The sequence below is a fragment of the Burkholderia sp. BCC1640 genome (assembly GCF_902833125.1).
GTDB classification, from domain to species: domain Bacteria; phylum Pseudomonadota; class Gammaproteobacteria; order Burkholderiales; family Burkholderiaceae; genus Burkholderia; species Burkholderia diffusa.
Map to the genome: position 1 here is coordinate 1 of NZ_CADFEF010000039.1, position 26626 is coordinate 26626.

Here is a 26626-nt window from a genome sequence, read left to right on the forward strand (position 1 = left end):
CGTCCGCGGGCCACGCTGAACTGGCACACGCCTCTGGAAATCCTTGCTCAGATTCTGGCTAACCCCACGGATCGCGCTCCTGTTCAGTAACCCGCGAGGTGTTGCACTTCGCCCTTGAAACCGCCGGTCATCGCTACCGGCGAGCAAATTTCATGTTCGGCAATATCGACTTTGTTCAGTGCTGATCCATTTCGTCGAATGAGCACCAATCCTATTTAAATAAGACATTTAAAGCATGTCCCATTCTGGCCACACGCGATTGTTTGTTCAAAACCCATCGTGTATCAATAGCATGTCGCAAAAAGAACGTCGCTAATTTTCAAATCGGAATAAATGCGCTGTCAGCGATTTCGGATGGAGGTTGCAATGTCTTCCTCGTTTGAACAGCATGCTCGCCCGCTCCTCGGCATCGTCGTATCCGCACTCTGCATCAACGCCGCGGCACAGACCCAGCCCCCGGCGCCCTCGTCCGACGCTGAGGCCGGCCGATACATGATTTCGTACATCTGCGGTGATGCGCGAATCGACGGTACGGCACCGCTCCCCCCCGATGGCCGCCCTTACAACCTCGGCGTGTCGTTCGTATCAGGCGCGAACGGGCAACCGCTGTCCAACGTGCAGGTGCGGCTGCGACGGCATGGCCGCGTGCTCGTCGAATTCAAGGCAACGGGGCCGCGCTGTCTGTTCAGCGTGCCCGATGCAAGTTACCGGGTCGAGGGCACCTATCAGGGCTCGACCCAATTCGCGGTCGTCGAAACGGGCGCACTCACCACGCAGTTGCGGTGGTGAGCGTCGATTGAATCCGCATGGCGATGGCACGTGCTCATGTCGTGCACTGCGATCCGCCGAATCGAGGAGGACTGAATGACTCGTGCAGAACGACCGGACGGCTCGCCCGTCCGTCAGTCGAAGCCCGCCTGGGGCCCCGGAAAGAGTGCGGCACTCAGCATCATTGCGTTTGCCGCGATCTTCGGCGGTTTCGCGTACGTCCAGCGGGACGCGGGAGTCGGCCATGCAACCGTGACGCACGACATCGCCGGCATGATCGGCAGCGCCGTCGGAAAGTATCGCAACGCCATTGCGGCCGCGACGGCCGACGCCTCCCGCGCGGCATCGACCGTCGCGCAGGCCGAGCCGGTTACGCCTTCCGTACCGGGAACGCCGTTTGCGTCGGCAACATCTGCCGTGTCGGCCACGGCGGCGCCGGCCGCGCCGCCACGCACGACTGCCCGCGCCGCCGCGAAACACCCGCACCCCGCGCATGTGCCGCCCACGACGCTCGCGGCCAACGCGCACGCCGCATCGGCCGGCGGTCGCGCGGCGCGGCCCGGCGACACGCACCGTACGTCACGTTCGCAGGCGCTCGCAAGCACGAAAAAACACACCGACCCCGCGCCGCGTCGTCAACCGCAATCGTATCTCGCCGACTCGCCGCACATGGAGGCCACCAGCGTCACGCGCGACGAACTGGAAGGCGCGCGCGCACTGGCCCGGGCGCGCTGGTGCGCCCGGATCGACGAATGGAATTGCGTGGAGCAGAACGCGAGCCGCGCGCTCGCCATCGACCCAAAAAACAGCGAATCGCGCGCGCTGCTTGGACAAGCGATCCGCAACCGCCTGTGAAGCGGCCGGATGCCGCCGGGCCTCGCTGCCGGCGGCACGACGACCGGCGACGCGCGTCGTCGGGCGTGCAACCGATGTGATCGTTTCAGAGTGAGGAGACATCGTGGCTAACAATCGTAGGCAACAATGCACCACCGCCGCTCCGCCCAACCGGCGGATCCTCCTGCATGCGCCATTGCTGTTGCTGCTCATCGCGTCCGGCTCCTGTCTTGCCGCCGAAGGCGACGCGACCCCGGGCGGCGCAAGCGAAATCGCCGGGACGCGCGGCGCGGCGGATGCGCTGCCGCCCGACATGCAACCGACGGCAGCGTCGCTGGGAATCGCCCAGGGTCGGAACGCCCTGCCCCCGCAGGCGCCGACGCCGATCGCGCAGGCATCGGATGCGTCGATGCAGCTCGCGCAGGCGTCGGACCCGCCACCGCAGGCGATGCCGACCACGGTCGTGGTGGACCCCAACGTCGCCCAGCCGAGCGAACCGGCGCCGGGCGCGCCGATCCAGATCGCCCAGGCGACCGATACCGCGCCGCCGAGTACGCCGCCACCGATCGAGCCGACGTCGAGCGCCCCGATGCAGCCGGCCCAGGCATCCGACACCGCGCCGTCAAATATGCCGGCACCCGTCGCGCAGGCATCGGACGCGCCGATCGGCGTCGCCCAGGCCGCGAACCCGCAGCCGCCCGACACGCCGGCGCAAACTACCGCGACAACGTCCGACACACCTGCGTCCAGTCCGCCCGCGCCCGTCGCGCACACACCGGAGCCGCCGCCGCAACCCGCGCAGGCCGCAACCCCCGCGCCCTCGAATTCCGCGACGCAAACCGCGCAGGCCTCCGGCACCCCGATGCCTGGCTCGCCCGCGCCCGTCACCCAGACACCGGGCTCGCCACCCCCGTCCTCCGTGACGCCGAATTCACAGACGCCCGGCGCCCAGCTGCCCGGCGAGCAGACGCAACGATCGCAAGGCCCCGACGTCGAAGCGCCGAATGCCCAGATGCCGAATCTGCGTACCGCCGACATCGCGACGGTGCGCAACGACGTGTTCGGCCTCGCGGCGAGCGGCGGCGCGATCCAGGCGCTCGAGGAAGCGAAGGCACGGCCCGATGCGTTCTCCGCCGTCGACGTCGCGCAGCTGGAGGAACTGGCGATTCGCCAGCAGGTGCGCGGCGGACGTGACAAGTCGCGCTCGATGACGAGTTCCGACCGCTTCGACGGCCTCGACAGCGCGCTGCACGCCGCGGACGACCTCGACAAGCGGATGCCGGCCACGCCCGAATATTCGCCGGTCAGGACGGCGCTCGCGGGCGACCGCACCGTCGCCTACGCGGCGCGCGGCGACATGACGAAGGCCGTCGCGACGTTCGAGACGATTCCGTCCGACGCGGAGATCTCGATCGACGCGCTGGCGGCCGTCGGCGACGCCTACCTCTACCTGAGCGAACCGGCCAAGGCGAACGGCGTGTACCAGCGCGCGCTGAAGCAGGCGACCGCCGCGCCGACGGACCGCGCGACTCGCGGCTTCCAGTACGGTGCACGCACGCGTGCGATCGAACTGCGCGAAGGGCTGTTCTGGTCGTACGTCGACCAGGGACGCGCGGCGGACGCGAAGCAGGTGCTCGACGACATCGGCAACTCGCTGCCGCCGGCCAAGGAGGTGCGCAACTACGGTCCGGAAGAAAGCGACTTTCTGCGCTACTACCGGCTACGCGCGCAATACCTGATTTATACGGGCCGCGTCGACGAAGGGATCGCCGCGCTCGAGCAGCTCGAGCAACAGGTGCCGTTCAATGCGGAGGTCCGTGCCGCGCATGCCGACGCGGTGTCGGGCCAGGCGCATCCGCGCCAGGCGATCGCGATGTATCGCGCTTCGCTGACCGACCACCCGGACAGCGTCGAGATGCTCGCGGGCCTCGGCCGCGCGGCGCTCGTGGCGGACGATTACGCGACCGCGAAGTACGTCGACCAGACCGTGGACAACGTGTTTCCGGACAGCGGCGCCGTGCGCGGTTTCAAGCGCGACTACAAGGCATACCGCAGCCCCGTGTTCACGACCGACCTGAGTTTCGAGCACGGCAACAGCGCGCTGGCCGACAACAGCTTCACGTCGGACAGTTATGTGTATTCCCAACCATTCGGCGACAACTGGCGCGTCTTCTCGCACACGTTCTTCGGCCATGCGCAGACCGACTCCGGCAGCGTCAGCCGCACGCGCACCGGCGTCGGCGGCGACTACCGGCACGGGCCGCTCACCGTGCAGGGCGAAGTCACGCGCTCGTTCGGCGCAGACGGCCGAACCGGCGGCCGCGGATCGATCGCGTACGCGCTGAACGACTACTGGACGGTCAACGCCGGGCTCGATACCAACGACAACTCGCTGCCGTGGAAGGCGTATGCCGCGCACATCTGGGGCCGCTCGGCGAACGTCTCGGTCGTGTATCGGCAGAACGATCGTCGCGAGGTCAAGCTGAGCTACGGCGTGAGCCGGTACAGCGATTCGAACCTGCACCAGGAAATCACGGCAATCGCCACGCAGCGCGTGTACACGTCCGCCAATCAGCTCGTCAACGTATCGCTGGATCTCGGCACCGACAGCAACACGCGCCACGACGCGCCCTACTTCAGCCCGAGCCGCGACTACGCGGCCGCGGCGACCGTCATGCACCAGCTGACGCTGTGGAAGAAGGGCGACATGTCGCTGCAGCAGCGCGTATCGGTGTCGGGCGGCGTGTACAACGAGCGCGGCTTCGGCACCAGTCCGCTTTGGAGCGCACGCCTCGAGCACGCGTGGACGTTCAAGCACGACATCACGCTGAGCTATGGCGTCGAGGTCAGCAGCCACGCGTACGACGGCCAGCGCGAGCGCTCCGAAACCGGCTTCCTGTCGGTCAACCTGCCGTTCTAGCAAGGAGATCGCTCAATGCAAACCAGACGGACCTTCATGTGCGGATGCCTCGGCACGTTCACCGCCTGTTCGCTGTTCCCGGGCGTGACGAACGCCCGGATGATCGACCTGCTGCCGCCGTCCGATCCGGCCGACGGCAAGACGTTCCGCGTGATCTGCTTGCACGACGTGCGCGACAACCTGATGGCGTCGTTCTCCTCCGCGTCGGCGATGGTCGACCCGTTCGCGGTCGATACCGGCACGCTGACCGCGATCTTCTCGTGGCTGCAGACCAACAACTACCACACCATCACGGTCAAGCAGATCGAGGAATCGCGGCACGGCGGCAAGCCGCTGCCGCCGCGCGCGGTGCTCCTCACGTTCGACGACGGCTACCGCAGCCACTACACGAAGGTGCTGCCGCTGCTCGAGCGCTTCAAGTATCCGGCCGTGATGGGCATCGTCACCGCGTGGATCGATGCGCCGCCGAATGCGCCGATCCGCATCAGCGACAAGATCCAGGTGCCGCGCGACTACTTCATGTCGTGGGAGGAGGTGCAGAAGGTCGGTCAATCTCACCTCGTCGAGCTCGGCTGCCACACCCACAACCTCCATCACGGCGCGGTCGCGAATCCACAAGGCAACGAATTGCCGGCGACCACGTCGCACCTCTACCTGCAGAACGAGAAGCGCTATGAAACCGACGCCGAATTCGAAGCGCGCGTGCACGACGACCTTCAGACATGCGTGCGGCAGATCCGCGAACGCACCGGCATCGTCGCACGCTCGATGGTGTGGCCATACGGCGCGGAAAACCAGCCCGTGCGCAAGATATCGACGTCGCTCGGCATGGACATCCAGTTCAGCCTCGATGCCGGCCCGAATACGCCGGACGTGCCGCTGGACCGGCTGAGGCGGATCCTGATGATGTACGACGTCGACATCGGCGGGTTCGAGCGCTCGATGCGCGAGCCGGCATCCAACCGCGGCGACGTCGACGTGCCCGAGCGCATCGTGCAGGTCGATCTCGATCAGGTCTACGATCCCGATCCCGCGCGGCAGGAAGCGAATCTCGGCAAGCTGATCGAGCGCATCTACCGGATGCAGCCGAAATCGGTGTACCTGCAGGCCTATGCCGACCCGAAAGGCACGGGCGTGGCCGAAGCCGTATATTTCCCGAACCGGCACCTGCCGATGCGCGCCGACCTGTTCTCGCGCGCCGCGTGGCAGCTCAACACGCGCTCCAACGTGCAGGTGTACGCGTGGATGCCGGTGCTCGCGTTCCGGCCGCCGCCGGACAAGCATCAGGGGCTCGAGGCCGTCAGTGCATACGGCGGCGCGCCGGCCCGCGAGAACGGCACGCGCGTGTTCCGGCTGAGCCCGTTCGATCCGGAAGCGCGGCTGATGATCCAGCAGGTCTACGAGGATCTCAGCAAGCACGCGTCGTTCAGCGGCATCCTGTTCAGCGACGACGCCGTGCTCGACGACTACGAGGATGCGGGCCGACATGCGCTGCGTACCTATTCGCAGTGGGGGCTGCCGGCCGACGTCGGCAAGATCCGCGAGAACCCCGACCTGATGAAGCGCTGGACGCGCCAGAAGTCGCGCTACCTGATCGACCTGACCCGCCAGCTCGAGCAGATCGTGCTGGCGCACCAGAACGTGGGCGACGTGCTGACCGCGCGCAACATCTTCGCGATGCCGGTGCTCAAGCCCGAGTCGGAAGCGTGGTACGCGCAGAACTACGACGATTTCCTTGCCACCTACGACTACGTCGCGCTGATGGCGATGCCGTACATGGAACAGGCGAAGGACCCCGAGGGCTGGCTCGACCAGCTCGTGCGCACCGTCCGTACGAAGCAGCGCGGGCTGCAGCGCACCGTGTTCGAACTGCAGTCGTACGACTGGCACGCGCACAAGGACGTGCCGGCCCGCACGCTGCTCGCTCAGATGCGGCGACTGCGCAGCGAGGGCGCGGTGAATTTCGGCTACTACCCCGACAACTTCCTGAACGGCCAGCCGGAGCTCGACGCGATGCGCGACGTGATGTCGCTGAAGTCGCGGCTCGATCCGACCTCGATCAACGCGCTGATGCAGATGCAGCATGCGCAGGGAACCAAGACGCCATGACCACCCACAGCATCATCCAGCGCCTGCAGGATTTCGTCTTCTACTATCCGTTCTTCATGTCGTATCTGTGGATGATCGGTGGCGTCGTCCATTACTTCCTGCTCGAGGAAGGCCGCGAGCTGTCGACGCGCACGATCGCGGCGAGCGGAATCCCGAAGATCTCGATCGTCGTGCCGTGCTTCAACGAAGCGGCGAACGCGCGCGGCGTGATCCGCCACCTGAATGCGATGGACTACCCGAACTACGACATCATCGCGGTCAACGACGGCAGCAAGGACCGCACCGGCGAGATCCTCAACGAGCTGGCCGTCGAGATCCCGCGGCTGCTCGTGATCCATCACGCGCGCAACGAAGGCAAGGCGGTCGGGCTCACCACCGCGGCCGCGGTGTCGAACGCGGAATACCTGCTCTGCATCGACGGCGACGCGCTGCTCGCGCACGACGCGATCGGCTGGATGCTCGAGCATTTCCTGACCGATCCGGGCGTCGGCGCGGTCACGGGCAACCCGCGCATCCGCACGCGCACGTCGCTGCTGGGGCGCATGCAGGTCGGCGAATTCTCGTCGATCGTCGGGCTGATCAAGCGCACGCAGCAGGTGTACGGCCGCATCTTCACGGTATCGGGCGTGATCACGATGTTCCGCAAGACCGCGCTCGCCGATGTCGGCTACTGGAGCTCGGACATGCTGACCGAGGACATCGACATCAGCTGGAAGCTGCAGTGCCGCGACTGGCGCGTCGTGTACGAGCCGCACGCGCTCAGCTGGATCCTGATGCCCGAGACGCTGAAGGGGCTCTACCGGCAGCGGCTGCGCTGGGCGAAGGGCGGCATCCAGGTGCTGCTCAAGTACGCGGGCACGCTCGCGCGACCGACGCAGATGATGATGTGGCCGCTGTTCGTCGAGTACCTGATCGGCATCGCGTGGGCCTATTCGATGTCGTTCATCCTGCTGCTCGCGCTGATCGACGTCGTCTACCCGCTTCCGCAGACCTGGCATGTATCCGTGGTGCCGCACTGGCACGGGATGCTGCTGGTCGCGACCTGCATCCTGCAGCTGATCATCGGCAGCATGATCGATCGTCGTTACGACGAAAAACTCCTGATGTATTTCCTTGACACCGTCTGGTACCCCGTCGCGTTCTGGTTGATCAGCATGGTCACCACCGTCGTCGCCCTGCCCGCCGTCGTATTGCGGGGCCGCGGCAAGCGCGCCGTTTGGGTCAGTCCCGACCGAGGCATTCAACATGAAGAACGCGCCGATTATTGATCTTTCCCTGCGCGCCCCGCGCGAACTGATCGCCGAACGCGGCGGCATCGTCGGGCCCGTGCTCGTCGCATGGTTCCGCCTCGTGCGGCCCGCGCTCGTCGGAGGTGTGTGGGCATCGATCTGCATCTATACGTACCGCTACCTGCTGCCGTTCAACCAGGCCGAGATGCCGATCGAGCAGATCGTGTTCTACGTGACGAGCATCGCGCTGATCGCCGGCACGATCGTCATGTGGCTGATCGCGGGACGTGTCGTGCATCCGCTCGCGTACCGGCTGCGCGTGTCGAAGATGCTGCGGCGCTCGGCCAGCGTGAAGATGCGCTCGCTTCCGCCGACCGCGCTCGCGGGCGCCCGCCGGCGCGGCGCGCGGCGCACGTCGCGCATTCTCGTCGCGTCGCACGATGCGAACGGCTCGATCTCGGGCATCGAATGGATCGCGCACGCGGGACCGCAGCCCCGCGAATAGGTCACCGGAGACGTGCCGCGCCGGACGCGACGCATGCCGCGCGACGCGACACCGCTCCCGGATTCGCGCCGTCGCGTGTCGTGCGCCGGCCTGCAACTTCCTGTAGACGAGGTGAATCATGTGCGGAATCGTCGGAGCAAGCGGCCTGAACAATCAGGTGCCGCAACTGGTCAATGCACTGAGCCGGCTCGAGTATCGCGGTTACGACTCGTGCGGCATCGCCGTGCTGCGTGACGGCCGCCTGCGCAGCGAACGCACGCTGCGGCGCGTGGCGGACCTGCAGGACCGCGTGCTGACGCTCGGCCTCGAAGCGCAGACGTGCATCGCGCACACGCGCTGGGCGACGCACGGCGCGCCGTCGGAAATGAACGCGCACCCGATCATGTCGGGCGACACGATCGCGGTCGTACACAACGGGATCATCGAAAACCACGATGCGTTGCGCGCCGAACTGCGGGAGCGCGGCTACACGTTTCGCGGCGAGACCGACACCGAGGTGATTGCGCATCTGATCCACAGCATGTATCGCGACGACCTGTTCGATGCCGTCACCCGCGCGGTCAAGCGGCTACACGGCGCGTACGCGATCGCCGTGCTGAGCGCGCGCGAGCCGCAGCGGCTCGTCGCCGCGCGCGCGGGCTCGCCGCTCGTGATCGGCATCGGCGCGGACCAGAACTACCTCGCGTCCGACTGCGCGGCGCTCGGCGACCTGACCGACCGCTTCGTCTACCTGGAAGACGGCGACGTCGCGCTGATCACGCCGGAACGGATCGACGTGGTGGACGCGATCGGGAGCGAGGCCCAGCGTCCGCTATGCCTGGTCAAGGCGCGCGACGACGACGCCGCGCTCGGCCCGTATCAGCACTTCATGCAGAAGGAAATCTTCGAACAGCCGAAGGCGATCGCCGCCACGATCGACGGTGTCGACACGATTTCGCCCGCGCTGTTCGGCGGCAGCGACAGCACGCGGGCGCTGCTGTCGAAGACCCGGAGCGTGCTGCTGCTCGGCTGCGGCACCAGCTACTACGCGGGCCTGACCGCGAAATACTGGCTCGAGAGCATCGCAGGCATTCCGGCGCAGGTCGAGATCGCGAGCGAATATCGCTACCGCGACACCGTGCCCGATCCGCGCACGCTGGTCGTCGGTATTTCGCAGTCCGGCGAAACCGCCGACACCATCGGCGCGATCGAGCGCGCGCGCGCGATGGGCCAGGATATGTCGATGGCGATCTGCAACGTGGCGACCAGTTCGATCGCACGCAACGCGCCACTCAGCTTCCTGACGCGGGCCGGCATCGAGCTCGGCGTCGCATCGACCAAGGCGTTCACGACGCAGCTCGTCGCGCTGTTCGTGCTTACGCTGACGCTCGCGCAGCAACGCGGCCGGCTCGATGCGGCACATGTCGCGATGCACCTGAAGAAACTGCACGAACTGCCGGATCGCATCGCTCACGCACTCGCGCTGGAAACGCAGATCATGGGCTGGGCCGCGAAGTTCGCGCGCACCGAGAACGCGCTGTTCCTCGGGCGCGGCATTCACTATCCGATCGCGCTGGAAGGTGCGCTGAAGCTCAAGGAAGTGTCGTACATCCATGCGGAAGGCTATCCGGCCGGCGAACTGAAGCATGGCCCGCTCGCACTCGTCACGAGCGCGATGCCGGTCGTCACGATCGCGCCGGACGACCGCCTGTTCCAGAAGCTGAAGTCCAACATGGCCGAGGTGCGCGCACGCGGCGGGCGGCTGTACGTACTCGCGGGCCATCATCTCGAGATCGACGCCGACCGCGACACGCACCTGATCCGCGTGCGCGAATCGGGGGACGCGCTGTCGCCGATCGTCAACGTGATCCCGTTGCAGCTGCTCGCGTATCACGTCGGGTGCGCGCGCGGCGCCGACGTCGACAAGCCGCGCAACCTCGCTAAATCCGTCACCGTCGAATGATGCGACGGCCGGTCGCGGCGCCGATCGCCACCGTGCGCGCCCATGCGGGCGCGCGCGCCGCCGCGTGGCGTGTCGCGACCGTGCTCTGCGGCGCATGTTGCGCCGTCGCGGCACCGTCGCACACGTTCGCCGGCGCGCCGGTCGTGCACACCGTCACGGTGCGGGCGCCCGCGTCGCCGCAGGACAGCGGCGACCCGCGGCGCTTCATGCACGGAATCGGCGTGGCCGACGCCGGCGACGGCCGGCGCTGGGTGTTCTTCAGCAGCTCGGGCATTGCGCCGCGCGGCGCGCTGCGCAACGGCAACTGGCCGCACGACGTGTACGTCGGCGAATGGCTGCCGGGCAAGCCGCGTCTGCTGCGCGTCCGTACGTTCATCAGCCGTCCGGAAGCGCAGGAGCCCGTATCGATCGCGCAGAATCCGCGTGGCGACATCTTCGTCACGTTCGAGGACGGCTGGAACACGCCGCAGGAGGTCAGCCAGCGCTACGGCGTCTATCGGCGCGACCTGAAGCCGATCAAGCCCTACCCGAACGACGTCGAGGCGGGCGGTCACTCCGGGCATGTCGCCGCGGTGGGCGAACGCTTCGTCGTGTTCTATTCCGCCGACTGGATCGACGGCGGCGGCGTCGACAACCTCGGCACCGGCAACGGTGTCTACGTGAAAACCTACGATGCCGACGGACGCGTGCTGAATCACGTGCCGGTCGCGCCGCACCGCCGCGAATGGTGGCCCGTGGTCGCCGGCTCGCCGCACCGCGCGCTGCTCGTCTGGCAGAAATTCATCGAAGGCAGCACGGATGCGACGCTCGAATACGCGATGTTCGATCCGGTCACGGCGAAGCTCGACAAGCTCGGGCCGCTGAGCGACGCGATCCAGTACTACGTGTATTCGTCCGCGTACGTGCCGGCGATCGACCGCTTCGTCGTCATCACGACGACGGCGGACAATCGTGGCGTCGCGATGCTGATCGACCCGGACGGCCGCCGCCTCGCGACACTCGACTGCCTGCCGGCGTCGGTGCGGGAATCCGGAATCGGCGTCGACGGCACGCATGCGTATGTGCCGACGCGCGACGGGCGGCTGCTGACGCTGGCGCTTTCGGCAACCGGCATGTCGGTGAGCGGCGCGCAGCGCTCGCCGATTCCGTGGGGTTCGACCGGCATCGCCGGGTTCGCGGCACGCGGCGGGACGATGCATTTCGTATCGCTGACGCCGTCCGGGACGCGCGAAGCCGATTTCGACACGGCAAGGGAAACGCCTTTGCCGAAGGCCGACGCGCAGTGTCCGACACATTGACGGCGACGCGAACGGGACCGGACCGACACCGTCGCCCCGTGTAATTGCGCAGCCGGCCGACTTGCGCAATGCGATCCCGCCCGCTGCCGCCGGCCGGCGCGATCGCCGCCACTGCGCCGATCCCGCATCGAATTCGCCAGCGACCCCCGTACCGGCTAGACTGTCGCCCGATTCCATCCATCGGCCGCGCGCTCGCCTCCCTGCCGCCGCCGGAACGCCCCCACGGAGAACGAATGCTGAAGCGCCGGTGGTTTTCGCTGTTGCTGGTGACGGTGTGTCTGATCGCGACGCGCGCGTCCGCGCAGGGCTCGCTCGAACTCGAGACCGACGGCACGCCTCGCGTGCTGACGCGCCAGGCGCTGCTCGCGCGCGCCGACGCGACGGACATCCACGTGCCGCGCGACATCGCGTACGGCCGGCCGATGACGTTCCGCGCGGTGCCGTTCGCCGCCCTGCTCGGCGACACGCCGCTGCCGGCGGACGGCGTGCTCGAAACACGCGCGGCCGACGGTTTCGCCGCGCAACTGCCGTTGGATCTCGCGCGCCGCCGTGCGCCGGCCGGAGCCGTCGCGTGGCTCGCGATCGAGGACCCCGCGCATCCGTGGCCGAAGCTGCCGGGCAAGCAAGTCAGCGCCGGGCCGTTCTATCTCGTGTGGCTCGGGGCGGATGCATCGTCGGTGCGCGGCGAGCAATGGCCGTATCAGATCGTTCGCATCACGATCGAATCGTCGCCGCTCGCGCGCTGGCCATCGCTCGCCGTCGATCCCACGCTGCCGACGAACGATCCGGCCCGCGCGGGCCAGCGACTGTTCGTCACGCAATGCCTCGCGTGCCATCGCCTCGACGGCGCGGGCAGCAGCCAGGCCGGCCCCGACCTGAACGCGCCGATGAATCCGGTCGACTACTTCCAGCCCGCCGCGCTGCGCCGCTACATCCGCAATCCGGCATCGGTGCGCGACTGGCCGGGCCGCGTGATGCCGGCATTCCCGCCCGATCAACTGAGCGACCGTGAGCTCGACCAGATCGTCGCCTACCTCGCGTTCATGGCGCGGCACAAGGCGGGCAAGTAAGCCGCGCAGGTCTCGCGCGCATCACGCGCCCGGTTCCTGCGCGCTTTGCAGCACCGCGCGCAGCAGCACGTCGGCGCCCGCCGCCGACCATTCCGGCGTGATCGCCTCGGCCTCGTTGTGGCTCAGCCCGTCGACGCACGGCACGAAGATCATGCCCGTCGGCGCGACGCGCGCGATGTAGCACGCGTCGTGACCCGCACCGGACACGATGTCCATGTGCGGCAGCCCGAGCGCCTGCGCCGCATCGCGCACCGCGTCGATGCAGTGCGGCGCGAACGGCACCGGCGGATACGTGAAGATCTGCTCGATCCGCGCACCGAGGCCGGCATCGGCCGCGACGCGCGCCAGTTCCGCACGCAGCGCCGCGTCGAGCTCGTCGAGCACCGCATCGTCGGGATGGCGAAACTCGACCGTGAAGAAGCAGCCGCCCGGCACCGTGTTACGCGAATTCGGCCGCGCCTCGATCATCCCGACCGTCGCGCGCGCATGCGGCGCATGGCGACGGCCGAGCGCATCGACGAATTCGATCATCCGCGCGGCACCCACCAGCGTGTCGCGCCGGAATTCCATCGGCGTGGTGCCCGCGTGCGCGTCGACACCCGTCAGCGTTACCTCGTACCAGCGCTGCCCCTGCCCGGCGGTCACGACGCCGATCGTCTTGCCGGCGCGCTCGAGAATCGCGCCCTGCTCGATATGCAGTTCGTAGGCGGCATGCACCGCATAGCCGCCGACGGGCTCGGTGCCCGCGTAGCCGATCCGCGCGAGTTCCTCGCCGATCGTCCTGCCCGCGCCGTCGGTGCGCGACAGCCCGTATTCAAGCGGATAGACGCCCGCGAACACGCCGGCCGAGATCATCGCCGGCGCAAAGCGCGACCCTTCCTCGTTGGTCCAGATCACGACGTCGATCGGACGCTCGGTCTCGATGCCCGCATCGTTCAGCGCACGCACAACCTCGAGACCGCCGAGCACGCCGTAGATGCCGTCGTAGCGGCCGCCGGTCGGCTGCGAATCGGCGTGCGAGCCCGTCATCACCGGCGCGGCATCGGGATTGCGGCCCGAGCGGCGCGCGAACACGTTGCCCATCCGGTCTACCCGCACCGTGCAGCCGGCATCGCGCGCCCACTGCACGAACAGATCGCGCGACTCGCGGTCGAGGTCGGTCAGCGCGAGACGGCAGACGCCGCCTTTCGGCGTCGCGCCGATTTGCGCCATCCGTTCAAGCGACGCCCACAACCGCGCGCCGTCGACGCGCGGCGCGCCAGCGAGATCGTCACGCATTGCCGGCCTCCGGGGTGTCAACCTGCGGCGCCGCCTGCAGCGCATAGCGGAAATCGCAGCGCTTGCCGCCCTGCATGATCGTGCTCGTGCGCGTCAGCGCGATGCGCGGGTCGTAACCCTCGATGAAGTAGCTGTCGCGCGCGCAGCTCAACAGGTGGCCGATCTCGCCGAGCCCCATCGCGTGATACATCTCCGCGTAGCTGCAGCGATGCACGTCGTAATCGTAGTGCGCGTCGTCCGCTCGATGCACCTCGACGTCGAGCGCGTCGTCCTTCTCCCACAGCACCTGCAGCGCGATGAACGATTGAACGCTCGTGCCGTCGGGCTCCTGCGCGGCGAACGTGCGGCCCGCGTCGACGGCCGCGCCGCGCACGGCTTCCGCGATCACGGCCTGCGCGCGCTCGGTGCCGAATTCCCGCTTCATGATCTCGTAGATCGGCTTGATGATTTCCGCTTCGATGCGGCGCCGCGCGAGAATGCCGAGGCGCGAGTCCTCGGGTGCCACCGTGGATGCATGTGTCGTGTCGGTCATGGGATTCGTCTCCGTCGTCATTTCGTTGCGGGGTGCGCGCCGCCGAGCACGTCGACGACGGTCCACTTGCCGCCGCGCACCTGATAGATCGTGAATGCCGGGTCCTTCAGATTGCCTTCGGCGTCGAATGCGACCCGGCCGGTCACGCCGGGCCGGTCGATCGCGCGCACGGCCGCGACCAGCTTCGCCGGCTGCGTCGTGCCGGCCTTCTGCGCGGCCGCGATCAGCGTGGCCGCCGCGTCGTACGCGAACGGCGCGTGCAGCTCGATCGGCGCGTGAAAGCGCGTGCGGTACTGCGTGTCGAACGCCTTGCCGCCCGGCATCCGGTCGAGCGGCAGGCCCGGTTCGAGCGCCGTCACGCCGTCGCCGTCCTTGCCCGCGAGCGACAGGAAGGTCTGGCTCACAAAGCCGCCGGCGCCGAGCAGCGGCGCGTTCACGCCGAGCTGGCGCATCCGGCGTGCGATCGGCGCGGCCTGCGCGTCGAGCCCGCCGAAGAACACGAGATCCGCGCGCTTGCCCTTGATTGCGGTCAGCACGCCGCTGAAGTCGGTCGTCTTGTCGTTCACGTACTGGCGATCGACGATCGTGCCGCCATTCGCCTGCACGCCCTTGATGAACTGGTCGGCCAGCCCCGCGCCGAACGACGTGCGATCGTCGATCACCGCGATACGCCTGGCCTTCAGCGTCTTCACCGCATAGGCGCCGGTGAAGTTGCCGCCCGCATCGTCGTGACCCATGATGCGGAACGCCGTCGCGTAGCCCTGCTGCGTGTAGGGGTGGCCGGTGGACGCCGGCGCGATCTGCGGAATGCCCGCATCGCGGTAGACGCGCGACGCCGGCACGCTGCAGCCCGTGTTCCAGTGACCGACGACGCCGATCACGTGCTGGTCGACGAGCTGCTGCGCGACCGCGACGGCCGTGCGCGGATCGGATTGATCGTCGGCCGCGACGAGCTTGTAGACGACCGGCTTGCCGCCGATGCTCGGATGCGTCGCGTTCGCGTCGTCGATCGCGAGCTGCGCGCCGTTCTGCAGGTCCTTGCCGATCCGCGCGGACGGGCCGGTGAGCGGCGCGGCGAGACCGATCAGGATCGTCTGCGGCGCGGACTGCGCGAAGGCGGGAACGGCGGCGATCAGCGTGGCCGCGGAGAATGCGAGGCTGGCGGGAAGAAAAGCGATTTTCATGTGCGGGGATCGGGGACTCGAATCAAAACATGAAAAATATTAAATATTCGGCTCCCGCACCCAAAATATTCAATTGTTGGATGCTTATGCCATTTCCGACACAATAACGTAATCGCCTGTAAATACGAGATATTTTTGTGTTGTCGCTTACCCTGATTTTTCGATAAAATTCGACACATGAAAAATATCGAACAATTGCCGCACGATCCGCCGCTGCGCGCCGTCCGCGCGTTCGAGGCATTCGCGCGTCTCGGCTCGGTCACCGCGGCGGCGCACGAGCTCGACATCACGCCGTCCGCCGTCAGTCACCAGCTGCAGCTGCTCGAAGCGTTCATCCAGACGCCGCTGACCGTGCGCGAAGGCCGGCTGCTCGCGCTTACCGACGAGGGGCGCGACTACTACCGCTCGATCAGCACCGCGTTCTCGGTGCTGCGCAGCGCCACGCGCTTCGTGCGCGACCGGTCGTCGCTGCGGCAGATCACGATCAGCCTGATTCCGCTGCTCGGCATCGGCTGGTTCATTCCGCGGCTGCACGCGTTCCTCGCCGACAACACCGATGTCGACGTGACCGTGCTGTATGCGCATCACCGCAACTATCGAAGCGACGCGTCCGACCTGTCGATCCGCTTCGGCACCGGCGACTGGCCCGGCTACCGCTGCGAGCGGCTGCTGCCGGGCGCGATGGTGCCGATGTGCAGCCCGTCGTTCCTGAAGCGCCACGGGCCGTTCCGCACGCCGGCCGATCTCGCGCGGGCGCCGCTCGTGCACGACGAGGATCGCAGCACCTGGGTCAACTGGCTGCAGGGCGCCGGCGTGCGGCACGTGTCGCACGCGGTGGGGCCGATGTTCGAGGACGGGCAACTGACGCTGAGCGCGGCGCGCGCGGATCTCGGCGCGGCGCTGCTGCGCGCGCCGCTGGTCGAGCGCGAACTGGCGAACGGCGAACTCGTGAAGCTGTTCGACCATGCGCTCGACGACGGGCGCGACTACTACCTGTGCACGCGCGAGGATACGGACATGCCGGACGGCGCGAGACGGCTGGCGGATTGGCTCCGGCGGATGGCTGCATAAGCGTGCCCGACCGCACGCGTACCGTCCCGCCGATGCGTCATACCGCCCGCCCCCATCCGCGCGCGACCGCATGTGCGACCGTCGCGCGCGCCAGCTCCTGCGTGCTGTCGATCAACGCGAACGGTGCATCGCGCAACGCGCGCGCCGCGATCGGAATTTCCGTGCAGCCCATCACCGCCACGCCCACGTCCCGTCGTGCCAGCGTCGCGAGCGCGCGCGTCAGGCACCGCACCGACGCATCGAGCTTCCCCGCCTTGACCGCCGCGATGCACGCGGCGATATCGCGCTGCGCGACCACGCCCGGCATCACCGGCTCGAAACCGCGTGCACGCAGCGCCGCCTGGTAAAAGCCCGACACCAGCGTGCCGCCCGTGGCGAGCACCGCGACGCGCCGCACGCCAGCCGGCAACGCGGCCACCGACGCATCGACGATATGCAGGATCGGCGCCGCGCTGCGTTCGCGCAGCGGCGCATACCAGTGATGCGCCGAATTGCACGGAATCGCGATCACGTCCACGCCGCAGCGGTTCAGCAGCGCGATGCCATCGAGCAGCGCCGGCAGCGGATCGGTCCCGCCGTCGATGATCGCGCGCGAGCGATCGGGCGTTCGCGTCAGGTTCGCGACGATCATCGGCAGGTGCTCCTGATCGCAACGCGCGCGTGTCAGGCGAATCACACGATGCATGAAGTCGACCGTGGCCAGCGGCCCCATTCCGCCCAGTACGCCGACAAGTGCCATGATGCCTCCCCTCCTTCACGCACGCGGCGGCCGCGCGCAGATCGCGGATACGACGGCCGAGTTGCCGATCACCAGCAACAGTGTCCGCAATATTTCGCAGAACGGATCGATCGCTGCGAAAAGAACGAACGCAGCCTCGAACGGCAGGTGCAGTGCCGCGCACACCATGCCGGCGAGCGACACCGTCACGACGCCCGACGTGCCGGTCGACGCGAATCCGGCCAGCACCGATGCGACCAGCACGACGCAAAGCTCGCCGGGGCCGAGCGACCGTTCGTAGAGTTGTGCGACGAACAGCGTCGCGCTTGCGTAATAGACCATCGGCCCGACGCGCAGCAGCGACACGGCAAGCGGCACGACCAACTCGACGCGCGCACGGGCAAAGCCGAAGCCGTCGGCCAGGCACTCGATCATGCTCGGCATGCAGGCCACGCTGCTGCGCGTGGCGAGCGCCATCGCGAACGGCGTGCGCAACCCGGCGAGCGTCTCGGCCAGCGTCGCGCCCGAGCGTTTCCAGATCACGACGATCGCGGCCGCGATCAGCACGAGCGCGACGACGGCGAACGCGGCGACGAAGCGGACCATCGCCTCGAGCGGCCCGAACCCCGACGTGCCGATCTGCGCGGCGCCGCCGCAGAACAGCACGATCGGCGTCGGATACGCGAGCCAGTGCATGATTTTCTGACACGTGAAATAGACGGTCTCCAGCGTCTGGCTCAGCGCCGCCGAGATGCTCGCCGGCACGCGTCCCGACGCGAAGCCGAAGAACAGCGAGAACACCAGCGCCTTCAGCGTGTCGCCGCTCGCGAGCGCCGCGAAGAAGTTGCCGGGCACCAGTGCGATCAGCATGTCGGCAAGGCCCGACGACTTCTCCGCGGGATCGGTGCCGTACAGCGTCATCACGGTGTCGCTCGCCGCGCCGTCGCTGCCGACCAGCGCACCGAACGCCTTCAGCGTCGCGTTCGACAGATGCTCGCCCGGCCGCATCGCGACCAGCACGACCGCGCCGACCGCCACGACGAACACCGACGCGCAGCCGAAGATGGCGATCACGCGCATCACGAGGTCCGACGCGCTGCCGTCGCGCAGCAGCCGCTGCAGGCTGAAGATCACGGCGGCCGTCATGAACGGCAGCGCCGTCATCTTCAGCAGGCCGACGTACACCTGGCCCACATAGTCGAACTTCGGCGCGGCGGCCGGCCACAGCACGCCCGCCACGATCCCGAGCGCAAGGCTGCCGAAGACCGTCAACGGATGGATCGCGAACGCATGCAGCCGCTCGATGCGGGGCATGATCCTGATGTTCTCGTTCATGTTCATGTTCATGTCAGCGACCCATCGCATCGAGCAAGGATTTCACGTCGAGCCGCTTGTTGCGCTCGGCCAGGAACTGATTGACGAACGCGAGCAGCGTCGGCGTGGACACCGGCACGCCGACGGCAAGCGCGTCGGTGAGGTCGTCGAAGGTCGCGACGCGCAAGCGGATCGGCGCGGTCGGGTCGTCCTGCATCACCAGCTTGATCGCGAGTTCGTCGCGATACACAGCCGTGACCGCTCCGGCGTTCAGCGCGTCGAGCGTCGCCGGCCAGCTCGGATACGTGCGCACCCGCGCGGCCGGGAAGTCGCTGCGCACGTATTCCGCATAGGCCGACCCCGCGACGACGCCGATCGTGCCGCGGTAATCGCGCACGACTTCCGGCAGCGCGCGCCCTTTCGCGAGTTCCGCGAAGCTGACGCGGTTGATCAGCAGCGCGCGTCGCAGGTTGATGTACGGCGTGCTGAAGCGGATCACCTGCGCACGCGGCAACGTGCGCGACAGCTTGCTGATCGCGACGTCGGCCTGCCCGGTCGCGAGCAGGTGAACGACATCGTCGAACGTGCGCGCATCGCGGTCGAACTGCACGGACACGCCGAGCTTTTTCGCGAGTTCGTCGGCGAGATCGATGTCGACGCCCGCCAATGCGCCGTTGCGCGACATGAAGAACGGCGGCTGATCGACGCCGAGCACCGCGACGACGAGCGCGCCGCGCGAGACGATGCGGGCGAACTCGGGCGCGAGCAGCCGGCCGTCGGGCATCTGCACGAGGCCGGTCGATGTGGTGGCGGGTGTCGCCGTCGCGGCCGGCGCGGACGCATCGACGGCGAGCGCCGGCGCGGCACACGAGAGGGTCACGAATACGCAGGCCGCACCGCGCAGAAGCCGATGCAGGCATCGCCACATGGGGACGATCTCGCGGAACCACGCGAGCGGCGCACACAGGGCGCGTCCGGAAAAAAGGTTCATGGCGGCAGTGGGACGGAGAGTGTCTAACGACCGCGCAGCCGTTCGTGCCGAACGGGCGCCGGGCCCTTGCGCGGGGCGCATCGCCGTCGCCCGGCGCCGCGCCCTCCCGCACGCCCAATGTGTCAGAAGCGCCGGTTGGCCGAAATCCGCCGGAAGGCCCGGCCCGGATGGCACGGGCCGACCGGACGGCCCGTCGCGACGGGGCCGGAAGCAGATAGAAATTCCCGATGCCGCGGATTGAAACAAGCAATTTCACAAACCTGGGGTGAACCCGGATACTGGCAACACTTCATCAACACCCAAGCAAAGGAACTCGCAAGATGCCGATCATCAACACCCAAATCAAACCGTTCAAGGCAACCGCATACCACAACGGCGATTTCGTGCCCGTGTCCGAAGAGAACTTCAAGGGCAAGTGGTCCGTCGTCGTGTTCTACCCGGCCGACTTCACGTTCGTCTGCCCGACCGAGCTGGGCGACCTCGCCGACCGCTACGCGGAATTCCAGAAGCTGGGTGTCGAGATCTACGGCGTGTCGACCGATACGCACTTCACGCACAAGGCATGGCACGACACGTCGGACACGATCGGCAAGATCAAGTACCCGATGATCGGCGACCCGACGCTCACGCTGTCGCGCAACTTCGACGTGCTGATCGAGGAAGAAGGGATGGCGCTGCGCGGCACGTTCGTGATCAACCCGGAAGGCGAGATCAAGCTGTGCGAAATCCACGACAACGGCATCGGCCGCGACGCAGGCGAACTGCTGCGCAAGGTGCAGGCCGCGCAATACATCGCGGCGCACCCGGGTGAAGTGTGCCCGGCCAAGTGGACGCCGGGTGCGGAAACGCTGACCCCGTCGCTCGACCTGATCGGCAAGATCTGACGATCGCGCCGCGCGCCTCGCACGAGGCGCGCGCGTCACGCGAACACGGGCCGCCTCGTGCGGCCCGCGCCCTTCTCCGGCACGACGTGCCCGACCATAATTATCAATACGGAATCCGAAACGCCATGCTCGACGCCAATCTCAAGAACCAACTGAAGGCGTACCTCGAAAAGATCACGCGCCCGATCGAACTCGTCGCGTCGCTCGACGACAGCGCGAAATCGCAGGAACTGCTTGCGCTGCTGAACGAGATTGCGTCGCTGACGTCGCGCGTGACCGTAACCGAACGCCGCGACGATGCCGAGCGCAAGCCGTCGTTCTCGATCGGCGAACCCGGCAAGCCGGCCGGCATCCGCTTCGCCGGCATCCCGATGGGCCATGAATTCACGTCGCTCGTGCTCGCACTGCTGCAGACGGGCGGCCATCCGCTCAAGCTCGACGACGACGTGATCGAACAGATCCGCGCGCTCGACGGCGATTACGCGTTCGAGACGTATTTCTCGCTGTCGTGCCAGAACTGCCCGGAAGTCGTGCAGGCGCTGAACGTGATGTCGCTGATCAACCCGCGCATCCGCCACGTCGCGATCGACGGCGCATTGTTCCAGAACGAAGTCGAAGCACGCCAGATCATGGCCGTGCCGACGATGTTCCTGAATGGCGAATCGTTCGGCCAGGGCCGCAGCAGCGTGAAGGAAATTCTCGCGAAGCTCGACACGGGCGCCAGCGCCCGCGCCGCGAAGTCGCTCGAGAACAAGCCGGTGTTCGACACGCTGATCGTCGGCGGCGGCCCGGCCGGTGCGGCCGCCGCGATCTATTCGGCGCGCAAGGGCATCGCGACGGGCGTCGTCGCCGAGCGTTTCGGCGGCCAGGTGCTCGACACGATGGCGATCGAGAACTTCGTGTCGGTGCAGGAAACGGAAGGACCGAAGTTTGCCGCGGCGCTCGAGCAGCACGTGAAGCAGTACGACGTCGACATCATGGACGTGCAGCGCGCCGACGCGCTGATTCCGGGCGACGTGCACCAGATCCGCCTCGCGAATGGCGCAGTGTTGAAGGCGAAGACGATCATTCTCGCGACCGGTGCGCGCTGGCGCGAAATCAACGTGCCGGGCGAGCGCGAATACCGCAACCGCGGTGTCGCATACTGCCCGCACTGCGACGGCCCGCTGTTCAAAGGCAAGCGCGTGGCGGTGGTCGGCGGCGGCAACTCGGGTGTCGAGGCCGCGATCGACCTGGCCGGCATCGTGAAGGAAGTCACGCTGATCGAATACGGCGCGCAACTGCGCGCGGACGAAGTGCTGCAACGCAAGCTGCGCAGCCTGCCGAACGTGACGATCGTCACGCAGGCGCAGACGACCGAGCTGACCGGCGACGGCAGCAAGCTGAACGGGCTCGTCTACAAGGATCTGCGCTCCGGTGAAACGAAGCGTGTCGATCTCGAAGGCGTGTTCGTGCAGATCGGCCTCGTGCCGAACACCGAATGGCTGAAGGGCACGATCGAACTGTCGAAGCACGGCGAGATCGTCGTCGATGCGCGCGGTGCGACGTCGGTGCCGGGCGTGTTTGCCGCCGGCGACGTGACGACGGTGCCGTTCAAGCAGATCGTGATCGCGGTGGGCGAAGGCGCGAAGGCATCGCTCGGCGCGTTCGATCACCTGATCCGGCAAGACGCGACGCCGGCGACCGCCGACGCGCCGCAGGTCGAAGAAGCGATCGCCGCGTAACGCGCGACGCACCGCGCAGGTTCGTCTCTCTTGGCCACGCATGCCCTGGTCGGCGTGCGGGGCCCTTTTTTATCCGGCGTCGAGCGGCGTTGCGCGAGCGCCGCCGCTCCGTTCTCACTGAGCCACGCCGGGCCCGGCGTTCGCCGGTGTGGCTGCCTTGAAGCTGCTCGACTGCTTGACGAGCTGGTCGGTCATCGCGGCGGCGACCGGATTCGCACCCGTCGACGCATGCTGCGGATCGACGCTCGGCGCCGCCACGTATCGCGGTGGCGGCAACGACGGATCGAGCTTTGCCGATTCCCGCACGAGTGCCGCGGTTTCAGGCGTTTCGGATTTCATCGCGGGGGTCGCGGCCGCGTGCCGCTCGAGCCCGTCGCGCTTGCGCGCCGCGCGCTGGGTCGGCTGCTCCGCCTGCTGACTCGGCCGGGCCGCCTGCGTCGCCTGGGCCGGCGGCGTCGACTGCACGGGTTGCGCCGCTTGTACCGGCGCTTTTACCGGCGGAGCGGGCTGGGCTTTCGGCGGGGTCGCAACCTCCGGCTCGATCGTCACGACATGGACGGTCGGCGGCGGCGCACTCGGTTTCGCCGGTGGCGCCGCCGCGGCGACGACCGGCGCAACGGCAGCAGATGCCGGCGCCGCGCTCGTACGCGCAGGAGCCGCGGACGGCGGCCGTGCGGCCGCTGGTTGCGGCACGGCCTCATCGACATGCTTGGAAGGGACGGCGACCGCCGCAGGCGGCGCGATCGTGCCTTGTGCGGTGTGTCCGTCGTTCGCCGCCGTCACGGCGGCGGCAGGGGCTGCGGAATCGCCGATACCGGCCTCCGCGATCGCGCGGTGGTCCGCACGCAGGAGCATTACGTAGCCGGTGCCAGCCGCGGCGACCAGCAGGCCGCCGGCGATCATCAATGTCTTACGGGTACTAGTCATGCTTGCTCACCGATCTTATCGACGTGAACAAGCCATCATACGCGTGCGATCGCGGCCGATCCCGCACGAATACAATTGGTTTCATTGATGTCGACCCCAGAGCGGCGCGGCCTTGCCGCACCGCGTCGCCCTATCGTCAGACGGTTCGACATCGCCCCCAGCGATATTGCATCGGACGATCGAAGTCGCGGAAGGTCGGCCATTCGCGCTGCACCACCGCGAGCCAGGGAACGCACCGCGTGTCGAGAAACGGCGCCACACCTTGCCGCGCCGGCGCGTATGAACGACATACGCAATGAACGCGATCGACACAATCCGGCATGCAGCGATTATTCCGGAAACGGCAAATCGGTCTGTCCGTCCGCGCGCATGCCGAACGTGTTGAGCGTCATCGCCACGAGTGCGTAATAGCCGAGCAGCGCAACGAGGTTCACGACGGTCTCGTGGCCGAAACGCGCCTGCGCGCGCGCGAACGTCGCATCGCTCACGCGCCGCGTGTCGTACAACTCGGTCGCGAACGCATGGATCAGCGCATCGTCGTCCGACTCGAACGCCGGCTCGACGCCGCGGCGGATCGCGTCGGCCGTCGCCGCCGGCACGCCGGCATCGAGCGCGATCGGATGATGGATGTGCCACTCGGCCTGCGAACGCCAGCGCGCGGCCGTCACGAGAATCGCAAGCTCCGACAGTCGCAGTGGCAGACCCGTGCGATAGCGGCAGAACGCGCCGAGCCGCTGCGCGTGCTGCGCGAGCTCGGGACTCGCGATCCAGCCGAGGAACGGCCCGTTCAGGTTGCCGCGCGGGCCGCTGAGAATGTCGGCAAGCACGGCCTTCTGCTCGTCGGTGGCCGATGCGGGATCGAAGGGAGGCAGTCTGTCCGTCATGGTGAGGATTCGATGAGGTAAAGGTTTACGCGCCGGCCGATGCGAGCGCCGCATCGATCGCGCCGGACAGCCGTTCGACGATCGTGTCGATCTGCTGCGCGGTGCAGACGAACGGCGGTGCGATCAGGATGTGATCGCCGTGCACGCCGTCGATCGTGCCGCCCATCGGATACACCATCAGCCCGCGCTGCATCGCCTCGCGCTTGACCGCCGCATGCAGCTTCAGCGCGGGATCGAACGTCGCCTTGCTGTCGCGATCGCGCACGAGCTCGACGCCGACGAACAGCCCGCGGCCGCGCACGTCGCCGACATGCGGATGCGCACCGTAATGCTCGCGCAGCGACGCGCGCAGTTGCTCGCCGCGCGCCTTCACGTTGTCGAGCAGCTTCCCTTCGGCGATCACGCGCTGCACTTCGAGCGCGGCCGCGCAGGCCGTTGCATGACCGAGATACGTGTGGCCGTGCTGGAAAAAACCCGAACCGTCGACGATCGTCCGGTAGATGCGATCGCTCACCAGCGTCGCGCCGATCGGCTGGTACCCCGCGCCGAGCCCTTTCGCGATCGTCAGCAGGTCGGGCGCGACGCCATCTTCGTCGCACGCGAACAGGTAACCGGTGCGCCCCATCCCCGACATGATTTCGTCGAGAATCAACAGCACGCCGTATTTGTCGCACACCGCGCGAATCTTCTTCAGGTAGCTACGCACCGGCGGCACCGCGCCGGCCGTCGCGCCGACCACCGTTTCCGCGACGAATGCGGCGACGTTTTCCGCGCCGAGCTCGACGATCTTCCGCTCCAGCTCGTCGGCCAGTCGCTGTGCATAGGCTTCGTCGGTTTCACCGGCCTGCTGGTCGCGATACGCATAGCACGGGCTCACATGATGCGCTTCGATCAGCAGCGGCAGGAACGGCTCGCGCCGCCATGCGTTGCCACCGATCGCGAGTGCGCCGAGCGTGTTGCCGTGATAGCTCTGGCGACGTGCGATGAAATGGCGGCGCTGCGGCTCGCCCTTCTCGACGAAATACTGGCGCGCGAGCTTCAATGCGGCTTCGATCGCCTCGGACCCGCCCGACACGAAATACACGTGTTCGAGACCGGCCGGCGCGGCCGCGACGAGCCGGTCGGCGAGTTCTTCCGCCACGTCCGTCGTAAAGAACGACGTGTGCGCGTACGGCAGTTGCTGTACCTGCCGCTTGATCGCATCGATCACGCGCTGGTTGCTGTGGCCGAGGCACGATACGGCCGCGCCGCCGCACGCGTCGATGTAGCGTTTGCCGGTCGAATCGATGATCTCGATGCCATCGCCCGCGACGGCGACGGGCAAGGTGGCGCGTGGAGCGCGATGAAAAACGGTCGTCATGCGTTGCCTCATGGATCAGGACGCGCTGCGCGCGTGCGCGGACGGCACGATGCGCGTCGCGAAGCGCTGCGTGCCGTGCTGGTGAATGGTGAAGTCGATCGCGGTGTCGCGAATCGCGAACACGGCGGTCGCCAGCGTATTTTCGTCGTCGGGGTCGGCCGGATCGTCGCGATAGATCGGGAGTCCTTCCGGTGCGCGGTCGCCGAGCACGCGCAGCAGTGCGGCTTCGTCGATCGCGTCGATGCCCGGCGTCAGCGCATCGACACGCCGCTGACGATCACCGGACGATTGCGTGACGATCTGCGCTTCGCCCTCGCATCCCGGATGCACGAGATGATTCGCGTGACCGGCAAGACGCGCGACTTCGACGACCGAGCAGCGCGCGACGCTCGCCTCGATGCTCAGGAGCCGCGGATCGCCGGTCGCGCCGAGCGTGTGGTGAAAGCCGCTCGCGCGCGCATGCGTGCGCAGCACGTCGGCGGCCGCATCGAGCGATGTGGCGTCGAGCACGGCGCGCGCGAGGATCATCCGCGGCACGCCGAGCGCCGGCGTGCGGATCCGCAGGTTGTTGATCGCCTGGGCGATGCCCGCGCGGTTCGCGGCGAACGTATGCCCGGGCAGCGAGCCCGGGTAGTAGAAACTGATGAAGCCCGGCTTGCCTTGCGGCTGCACGTCGACCAGCAGGCAGCGTTCGCGCAGGTACGGATCACCGTCCTCGTTGTGCGCGATCCAGCGCGTGCCGTGCGCGTCGCGCCCGGCGAGCGTCGTGCAGCCGTCCGGCGCGTGATGGATCAGTTCGCCGCGGCAGTTCCACAGAAAGATGTCCTCGGCCGGCCAGCCGACGCCTGCCGCGATCCCGTCCAGTTCCGCGACGAGATCGGGGTACGCGGCCAGCGCGGCCTGCCGCAGCGCGGCAACGAACGGATGGCCGCGCCAACGGCGCACGGCCTGCCATGCGCTGCTCTGCTGCATGTACGCATCGAACACGGGGCGGGCAAGCTCGCCGAGGCGCACGCCGATGTCGAACGGCGTGCCGGCGATGACGGGAGACGGGGAAAGCGGCATGTCGGTTGATTCGGTTTCG

22 protein-coding genes are annotated in these 26626 nt (G+C 67.7%); 12 read left to right on the forward strand and 10 right to left on the reverse strand.

Annotated features, from left to right (window positions below):
• Positions 1–366: 366 nt before the first annotated feature.
• The 9 genes from HWX25_RS29530 to HWX25_RS29570 all read left to right on the forward strand — a co-directional run bounded on the left by HWX25_RS29530 (position 367) and on the right by HWX25_RS29570 (position 12675).
• Positions 367–789 carry a hypothetical protein gene (locus HWX25_RS29530; protein WP_059525671.1) on the forward strand — a complete coding sequence of 141 codons (423 nt, stop codon included), beginning with the start codon at positions 367–369 and terminating at the stop codon, positions 787–789.
• A 75-nt stretch (positions 790–864) separates the two neighbouring features.
• Entirely contained in the window at positions 865–1623 is a 759-nt protein-coding gene (locus HWX25_RS29535; RefSeq protein WP_175912009.1) for a hypothetical protein, read from the forward strand.
• 103 nt (positions 1624–1726) lie between these two features.
• A complete protein-coding gene (gene pgaA, locus HWX25_RS29540) occupies positions 1727–4522 on the forward strand; it encodes a poly-beta-1,6 N-acetyl-D-glucosamine export porin PgaA (protein WP_175912011.1) in 2796 nt (931 codons plus the stop codon).
• Between the two features lie 15 nt (positions 4523–4537).
• Positions 4538–6631, forward strand: a complete 2094-nt coding sequence (gene pgaB, locus HWX25_RS29545) for a poly-beta-1,6-N-acetyl-D-glucosamine N-deacetylase PgaB (RefSeq protein WP_175912013.1) — start codon at positions 4538–4540, stop codon at positions 6629–6631.
• Entirely contained in the window at positions 6628–7899 is a 1272-nt protein-coding gene (pgaC, locus tag HWX25_RS29550; protein ID WP_059818890.1) for a poly-beta-1,6-N-acetyl-D-glucosamine synthase, read from the forward strand. The genes pgaB and pgaC overlap by 4 nt, the downstream gene beginning before the upstream one ends.
• The gene (locus tag HWX25_RS29555; RefSeq protein WP_175912015.1) at positions 7877–8365 is read left to right on the forward strand and encodes a Biofilm PGA synthesis auxiliary protein PgaD; all 489 of its coding nucleotides are present in this window, start codon (positions 7877–7879) and stop codon (positions 8363–8365) included. Before pgaC ends, HWX25_RS29555 begins: the two co-directional genes overlap by 23 nt.
• Positions 8366–8483: 118 nt before the next feature.
• The gene (gene glmS, locus HWX25_RS29560; protein WP_175912017.1) at positions 8484–10307 is read left to right on the forward strand and encodes a glutamine--fructose-6-phosphate transaminase (isomerizing); all 1824 of its coding nucleotides are present in this window, start codon (positions 8484–8486) and stop codon (positions 10305–10307) included.
• Positions 10307–11605, forward strand: a complete 1299-nt coding sequence (locus HWX25_RS29565) for a hypothetical protein (protein ID WP_175912058.1) — start codon at positions 10307–10309, stop codon at positions 11603–11605. Before glmS ends, HWX25_RS29565 begins: the two co-directional genes overlap by 1 nt.
• 233 nt (positions 11606–11838) lie before the next feature.
• A complete protein-coding gene (locus HWX25_RS29570) occupies positions 11839–12675 on the forward strand; it encodes a cytochrome c (protein WP_175912019.1) in 837 nt (278 codons plus the stop codon).
• A 21-nt stretch (positions 12676–12696) separates the two neighbouring features.
• Here the strand turns inward: HWX25_RS29570 and HWX25_RS29575 are convergent, their stop codons facing one another.
• The 3 genes from HWX25_RS29575 to HWX25_RS29585 are packed head-to-tail and all read right to left on the reverse strand — an operon-like array spanning position 12697 to position 15669.
• On the reverse strand, positions 12697–13953 hold the full coding sequence (locus tag HWX25_RS29575) for a Zn-dependent hydrolase (RefSeq protein WP_175912021.1): 1257 nt from the start codon (positions 13951–13953) through the stop codon (positions 12697–12699).
• Entirely contained in the window at positions 13946–14485 is a 540-nt protein-coding gene (locus HWX25_RS29580; RefSeq protein WP_175912023.1) for an L-2-amino-thiazoline-4-carboxylic acid hydrolase, read from the reverse strand. Before HWX25_RS29580 ends, HWX25_RS29575 begins: the two co-directional genes overlap by 8 nt.
• Before the next feature lie 17 nt (positions 14486–14502).
• Positions 14503–15669, reverse strand: coding sequence for a branched-chain amino acid ABC transporter substrate-binding protein (locus HWX25_RS29585; RefSeq protein WP_175912025.1), 1167 nt, complete (start codon positions 15667–15669; stop codon positions 14503–14505).
• Between the two features lie 177 nt (positions 15670–15846).
• On the opposite strand from HWX25_RS29585, the gene HWX25_RS29590 reads away from it, so the two are divergent.
• The gene (locus HWX25_RS29590; protein WP_059818884.1) at positions 15847–16740 is read left to right on the forward strand and encodes a LysR substrate-binding domain-containing protein; all 894 of its coding nucleotides are present in this window, start codon (positions 15847–15849) and stop codon (positions 16738–16740) included.
• 37 nt (positions 16741–16777) lie between these two features.
• On the opposite strand, the gene HWX25_RS29595 is transcribed toward HWX25_RS29590, so the two are convergent.
• From HWX25_RS29595 to HWX25_RS29605, 3 genes are read right to left on the reverse strand one after another with little or no spacing between them, the layout of a single operon-like run.
• The gene (locus tag HWX25_RS29595) at positions 16778–17479 is read right to left on the reverse strand and encodes an amino acid racemase (protein ID WP_175912027.1); all 702 of its coding nucleotides are present in this window, start codon (positions 17477–17479) and stop codon (positions 16778–16780) included.
• 15 nt (positions 17480–17494) lie between these two features.
• Positions 17495–18799 carry a cation:dicarboxylase symporter family transporter gene (locus HWX25_RS29600; RefSeq protein ID WP_059818882.1) on the reverse strand — a complete coding sequence of 435 codons (1305 nt, stop codon included), beginning with the start codon at positions 18797–18799 and terminating at the stop codon, positions 17495–17497.
• 7 nt (positions 18800–18806) lie between these two features.
• Positions 18807–19763, reverse strand: a complete 957-nt coding sequence (locus HWX25_RS29605) for an ABC transporter substrate-binding protein (protein WP_175912029.1) — start codon at positions 19761–19763, stop codon at positions 18807–18809.
• Between the two features lie 320 nt (positions 19764–20083).
• Between HWX25_RS29605 and ahpC the strand changes: the two genes are divergently transcribed.
• Entirely contained in the window at positions 20084–20647 is a 564-nt protein-coding gene (ahpC, locus tag HWX25_RS29610; RefSeq protein ID WP_006488685.1) for an alkyl hydroperoxide reductase subunit C, read from the forward strand.
• A 125-nt stretch (positions 20648–20772) separates the two neighbouring features.
• Complete coding sequence (gene ahpF / locus HWX25_RS29615) at positions 20773–22371, forward strand: alkyl hydroperoxide reductase subunit F (protein ID WP_175912031.1); 1599 nt, start codon at positions 20773–20775, stop codon at positions 22369–22371.
• Positions 22372–22485: 114 nt separating this feature from the next.
• On the opposite strand, the gene HWX25_RS29620 is transcribed toward ahpF, so the two are convergent.
• The 4 genes from HWX25_RS29620 to HWX25_RS29635 form a co-directional block, all read right to left on the reverse strand.
• Positions 22486–23298 carry an extensin gene (locus HWX25_RS29620; RefSeq protein ID WP_175912033.1) on the reverse strand — a complete coding sequence of 271 codons (813 nt, stop codon included), beginning with the start codon at positions 23296–23298 and terminating at the stop codon, positions 22486–22488.
• A gap of 329 nt (positions 23299–23627) precedes the next feature.
• Positions 23628–24182: a carboxymuconolactone decarboxylase family protein gene (locus tag HWX25_RS29625; RefSeq protein ID WP_059679148.1), complete on the reverse strand. Its 555-nt coding sequence runs from the start codon at positions 24180–24182 to the stop codon at positions 23628–23630.
• A 25-nt stretch (positions 24183–24207) separates the two neighbouring features.
• On the reverse strand, positions 24208–25542 hold the full coding sequence (locus HWX25_RS29630) for an aspartate aminotransferase family protein (RefSeq protein WP_175912035.1): 1335 nt from the start codon (positions 25540–25542) through the stop codon (positions 24208–24210).
• A 15-nt stretch (positions 25543–25557) separates the two neighbouring features.
• Positions 25558–26607 carry a C45 family peptidase gene (locus HWX25_RS29635; protein ID WP_175912037.1) on the reverse strand — a complete coding sequence of 350 codons (1050 nt, stop codon included), beginning with the start codon at positions 26605–26607 and terminating at the stop codon, positions 25558–25560.
• Between the last annotated feature and the right edge of the window lie 19 nt (positions 26608–26626).

Excerpts from the sequence above, each read along its gene's own strand:
- HWX25_RS29530 (WP_059525671.1), top strand. The coding sequence starts at position 367 with ATGTCTTCCTCGTTTGAACAGCATGCTCGCCCGCTCCTCGGCATCGTC.
- HWX25_RS29535 (WP_175912009.1), top strand. The coding sequence starts at position 865 with ATGACTCGTGCAGAACGACCGGACGGCTCGCCCGTCCGTCAGTCGAAG.
- pgaB (WP_175912013.1), top strand. The coding sequence starts at position 4,538 with ATGCAAACCAGACGGACCTTCATGTGCGGATGCCTCGGCACGTTCACC.
- pgaC (WP_059818890.1), top strand. The coding sequence starts at position 6,628 with ATGACCACCCACAGCATCATCCAGCGCCTGCAGGATTTCGTCTTCTAC.
- HWX25_RS29555 (WP_175912015.1), top strand. The coding sequence starts at position 7,877 with ATGAAGAACGCGCCGATTATTGATCTTTCCCTGCGCGCCCCGCGCGAA.
- glmS (WP_175912017.1), top strand. The coding sequence starts at position 8,484 with ATGTGCGGAATCGTCGGAGCAAGCGGCCTGAACAATCAGGTGCCGCAA.
- HWX25_RS29565 (WP_175912058.1), top strand. The coding sequence starts at position 10,307 with ATGCGACGGCCGGTCGCGGCGCCGATCGCCACCGTGCGCGCCCATGCG.
- HWX25_RS29570 (WP_175912019.1), top strand. The coding sequence starts at position 11,839 with ATGCTGAAGCGCCGGTGGTTTTCGCTGTTGCTGGTGACGGTGTGTCTG.
- HWX25_RS29575 (WP_175912021.1), bottom strand. The coding sequence starts at position 13,953 with ATGCGTGACGATCTCGCTGGCGCGCCGCGCGTCGACGGCGCGCGGTTG.
- HWX25_RS29580 (WP_175912023.1), bottom strand. The coding sequence starts at position 14,485 with ATGACCGACACGACACATGCATCCACGGTGGCACCCGAGGACTCGCGC.
- HWX25_RS29585 (WP_175912025.1), bottom strand. The coding sequence starts at position 15,669 with ATGAAAATCGCTTTTCTTCCCGCCAGCCTCGCATTCTCCGCGGCCACG.
- HWX25_RS29590 (WP_059818884.1), top strand. The coding sequence starts at position 15,847 with ATGAAAAATATCGAACAATTGCCGCACGATCCGCCGCTGCGCGCCGTC.
- HWX25_RS29595 (WP_175912027.1), bottom strand. The coding sequence starts at position 17,479 with ATGGCACTTGTCGGCGTACTGGGCGGAATGGGGCCGCTGGCCACGGTC.
- HWX25_RS29600 (WP_059818882.1), bottom strand. The coding sequence starts at position 18,799 with ATGAACATGAACGAGAACATCAGGATCATGCCCCGCATCGAGCGGCTG.
- HWX25_RS29605 (WP_175912029.1), bottom strand. The coding sequence starts at position 19,763 with ATGAACCTTTTTTCCGGACGCGCCCTGTGTGCGCCGCTCGCGTGGTTC.
- ahpC (WP_006488685.1), top strand. The coding sequence starts at position 20,084 with ATGCCGATCATCAACACCCAAATCAAACCGTTCAAGGCAACCGCATAC.
- ahpF (WP_175912031.1), top strand. The coding sequence starts at position 20,773 with ATGCTCGACGCCAATCTCAAGAACCAACTGAAGGCGTACCTCGAAAAG.
- HWX25_RS29620 (WP_175912033.1), bottom strand. The coding sequence starts at position 23,298 with ATGACTAGTACCCGTAAGACATTGATGATCGCCGGCGGCCTGCTGGTC.
- HWX25_RS29625 (WP_059679148.1), bottom strand. The coding sequence starts at position 24,182 with ATGACGGACAGACTGCCTCCCTTCGATCCCGCATCGGCCACCGACGAG.
- HWX25_RS29630 (WP_175912035.1), bottom strand. The coding sequence starts at position 25,542 with ATGACGACCGTTTTTCATCGCGCTCCACGCGCCACCTTGCCCGTCGCC.
- HWX25_RS29635 (WP_175912037.1), bottom strand. The coding sequence starts at position 26,607 with ATGCCGCTTTCCCCGTCTCCCGTCATCGCCGGCACGCCGTTCGACATC.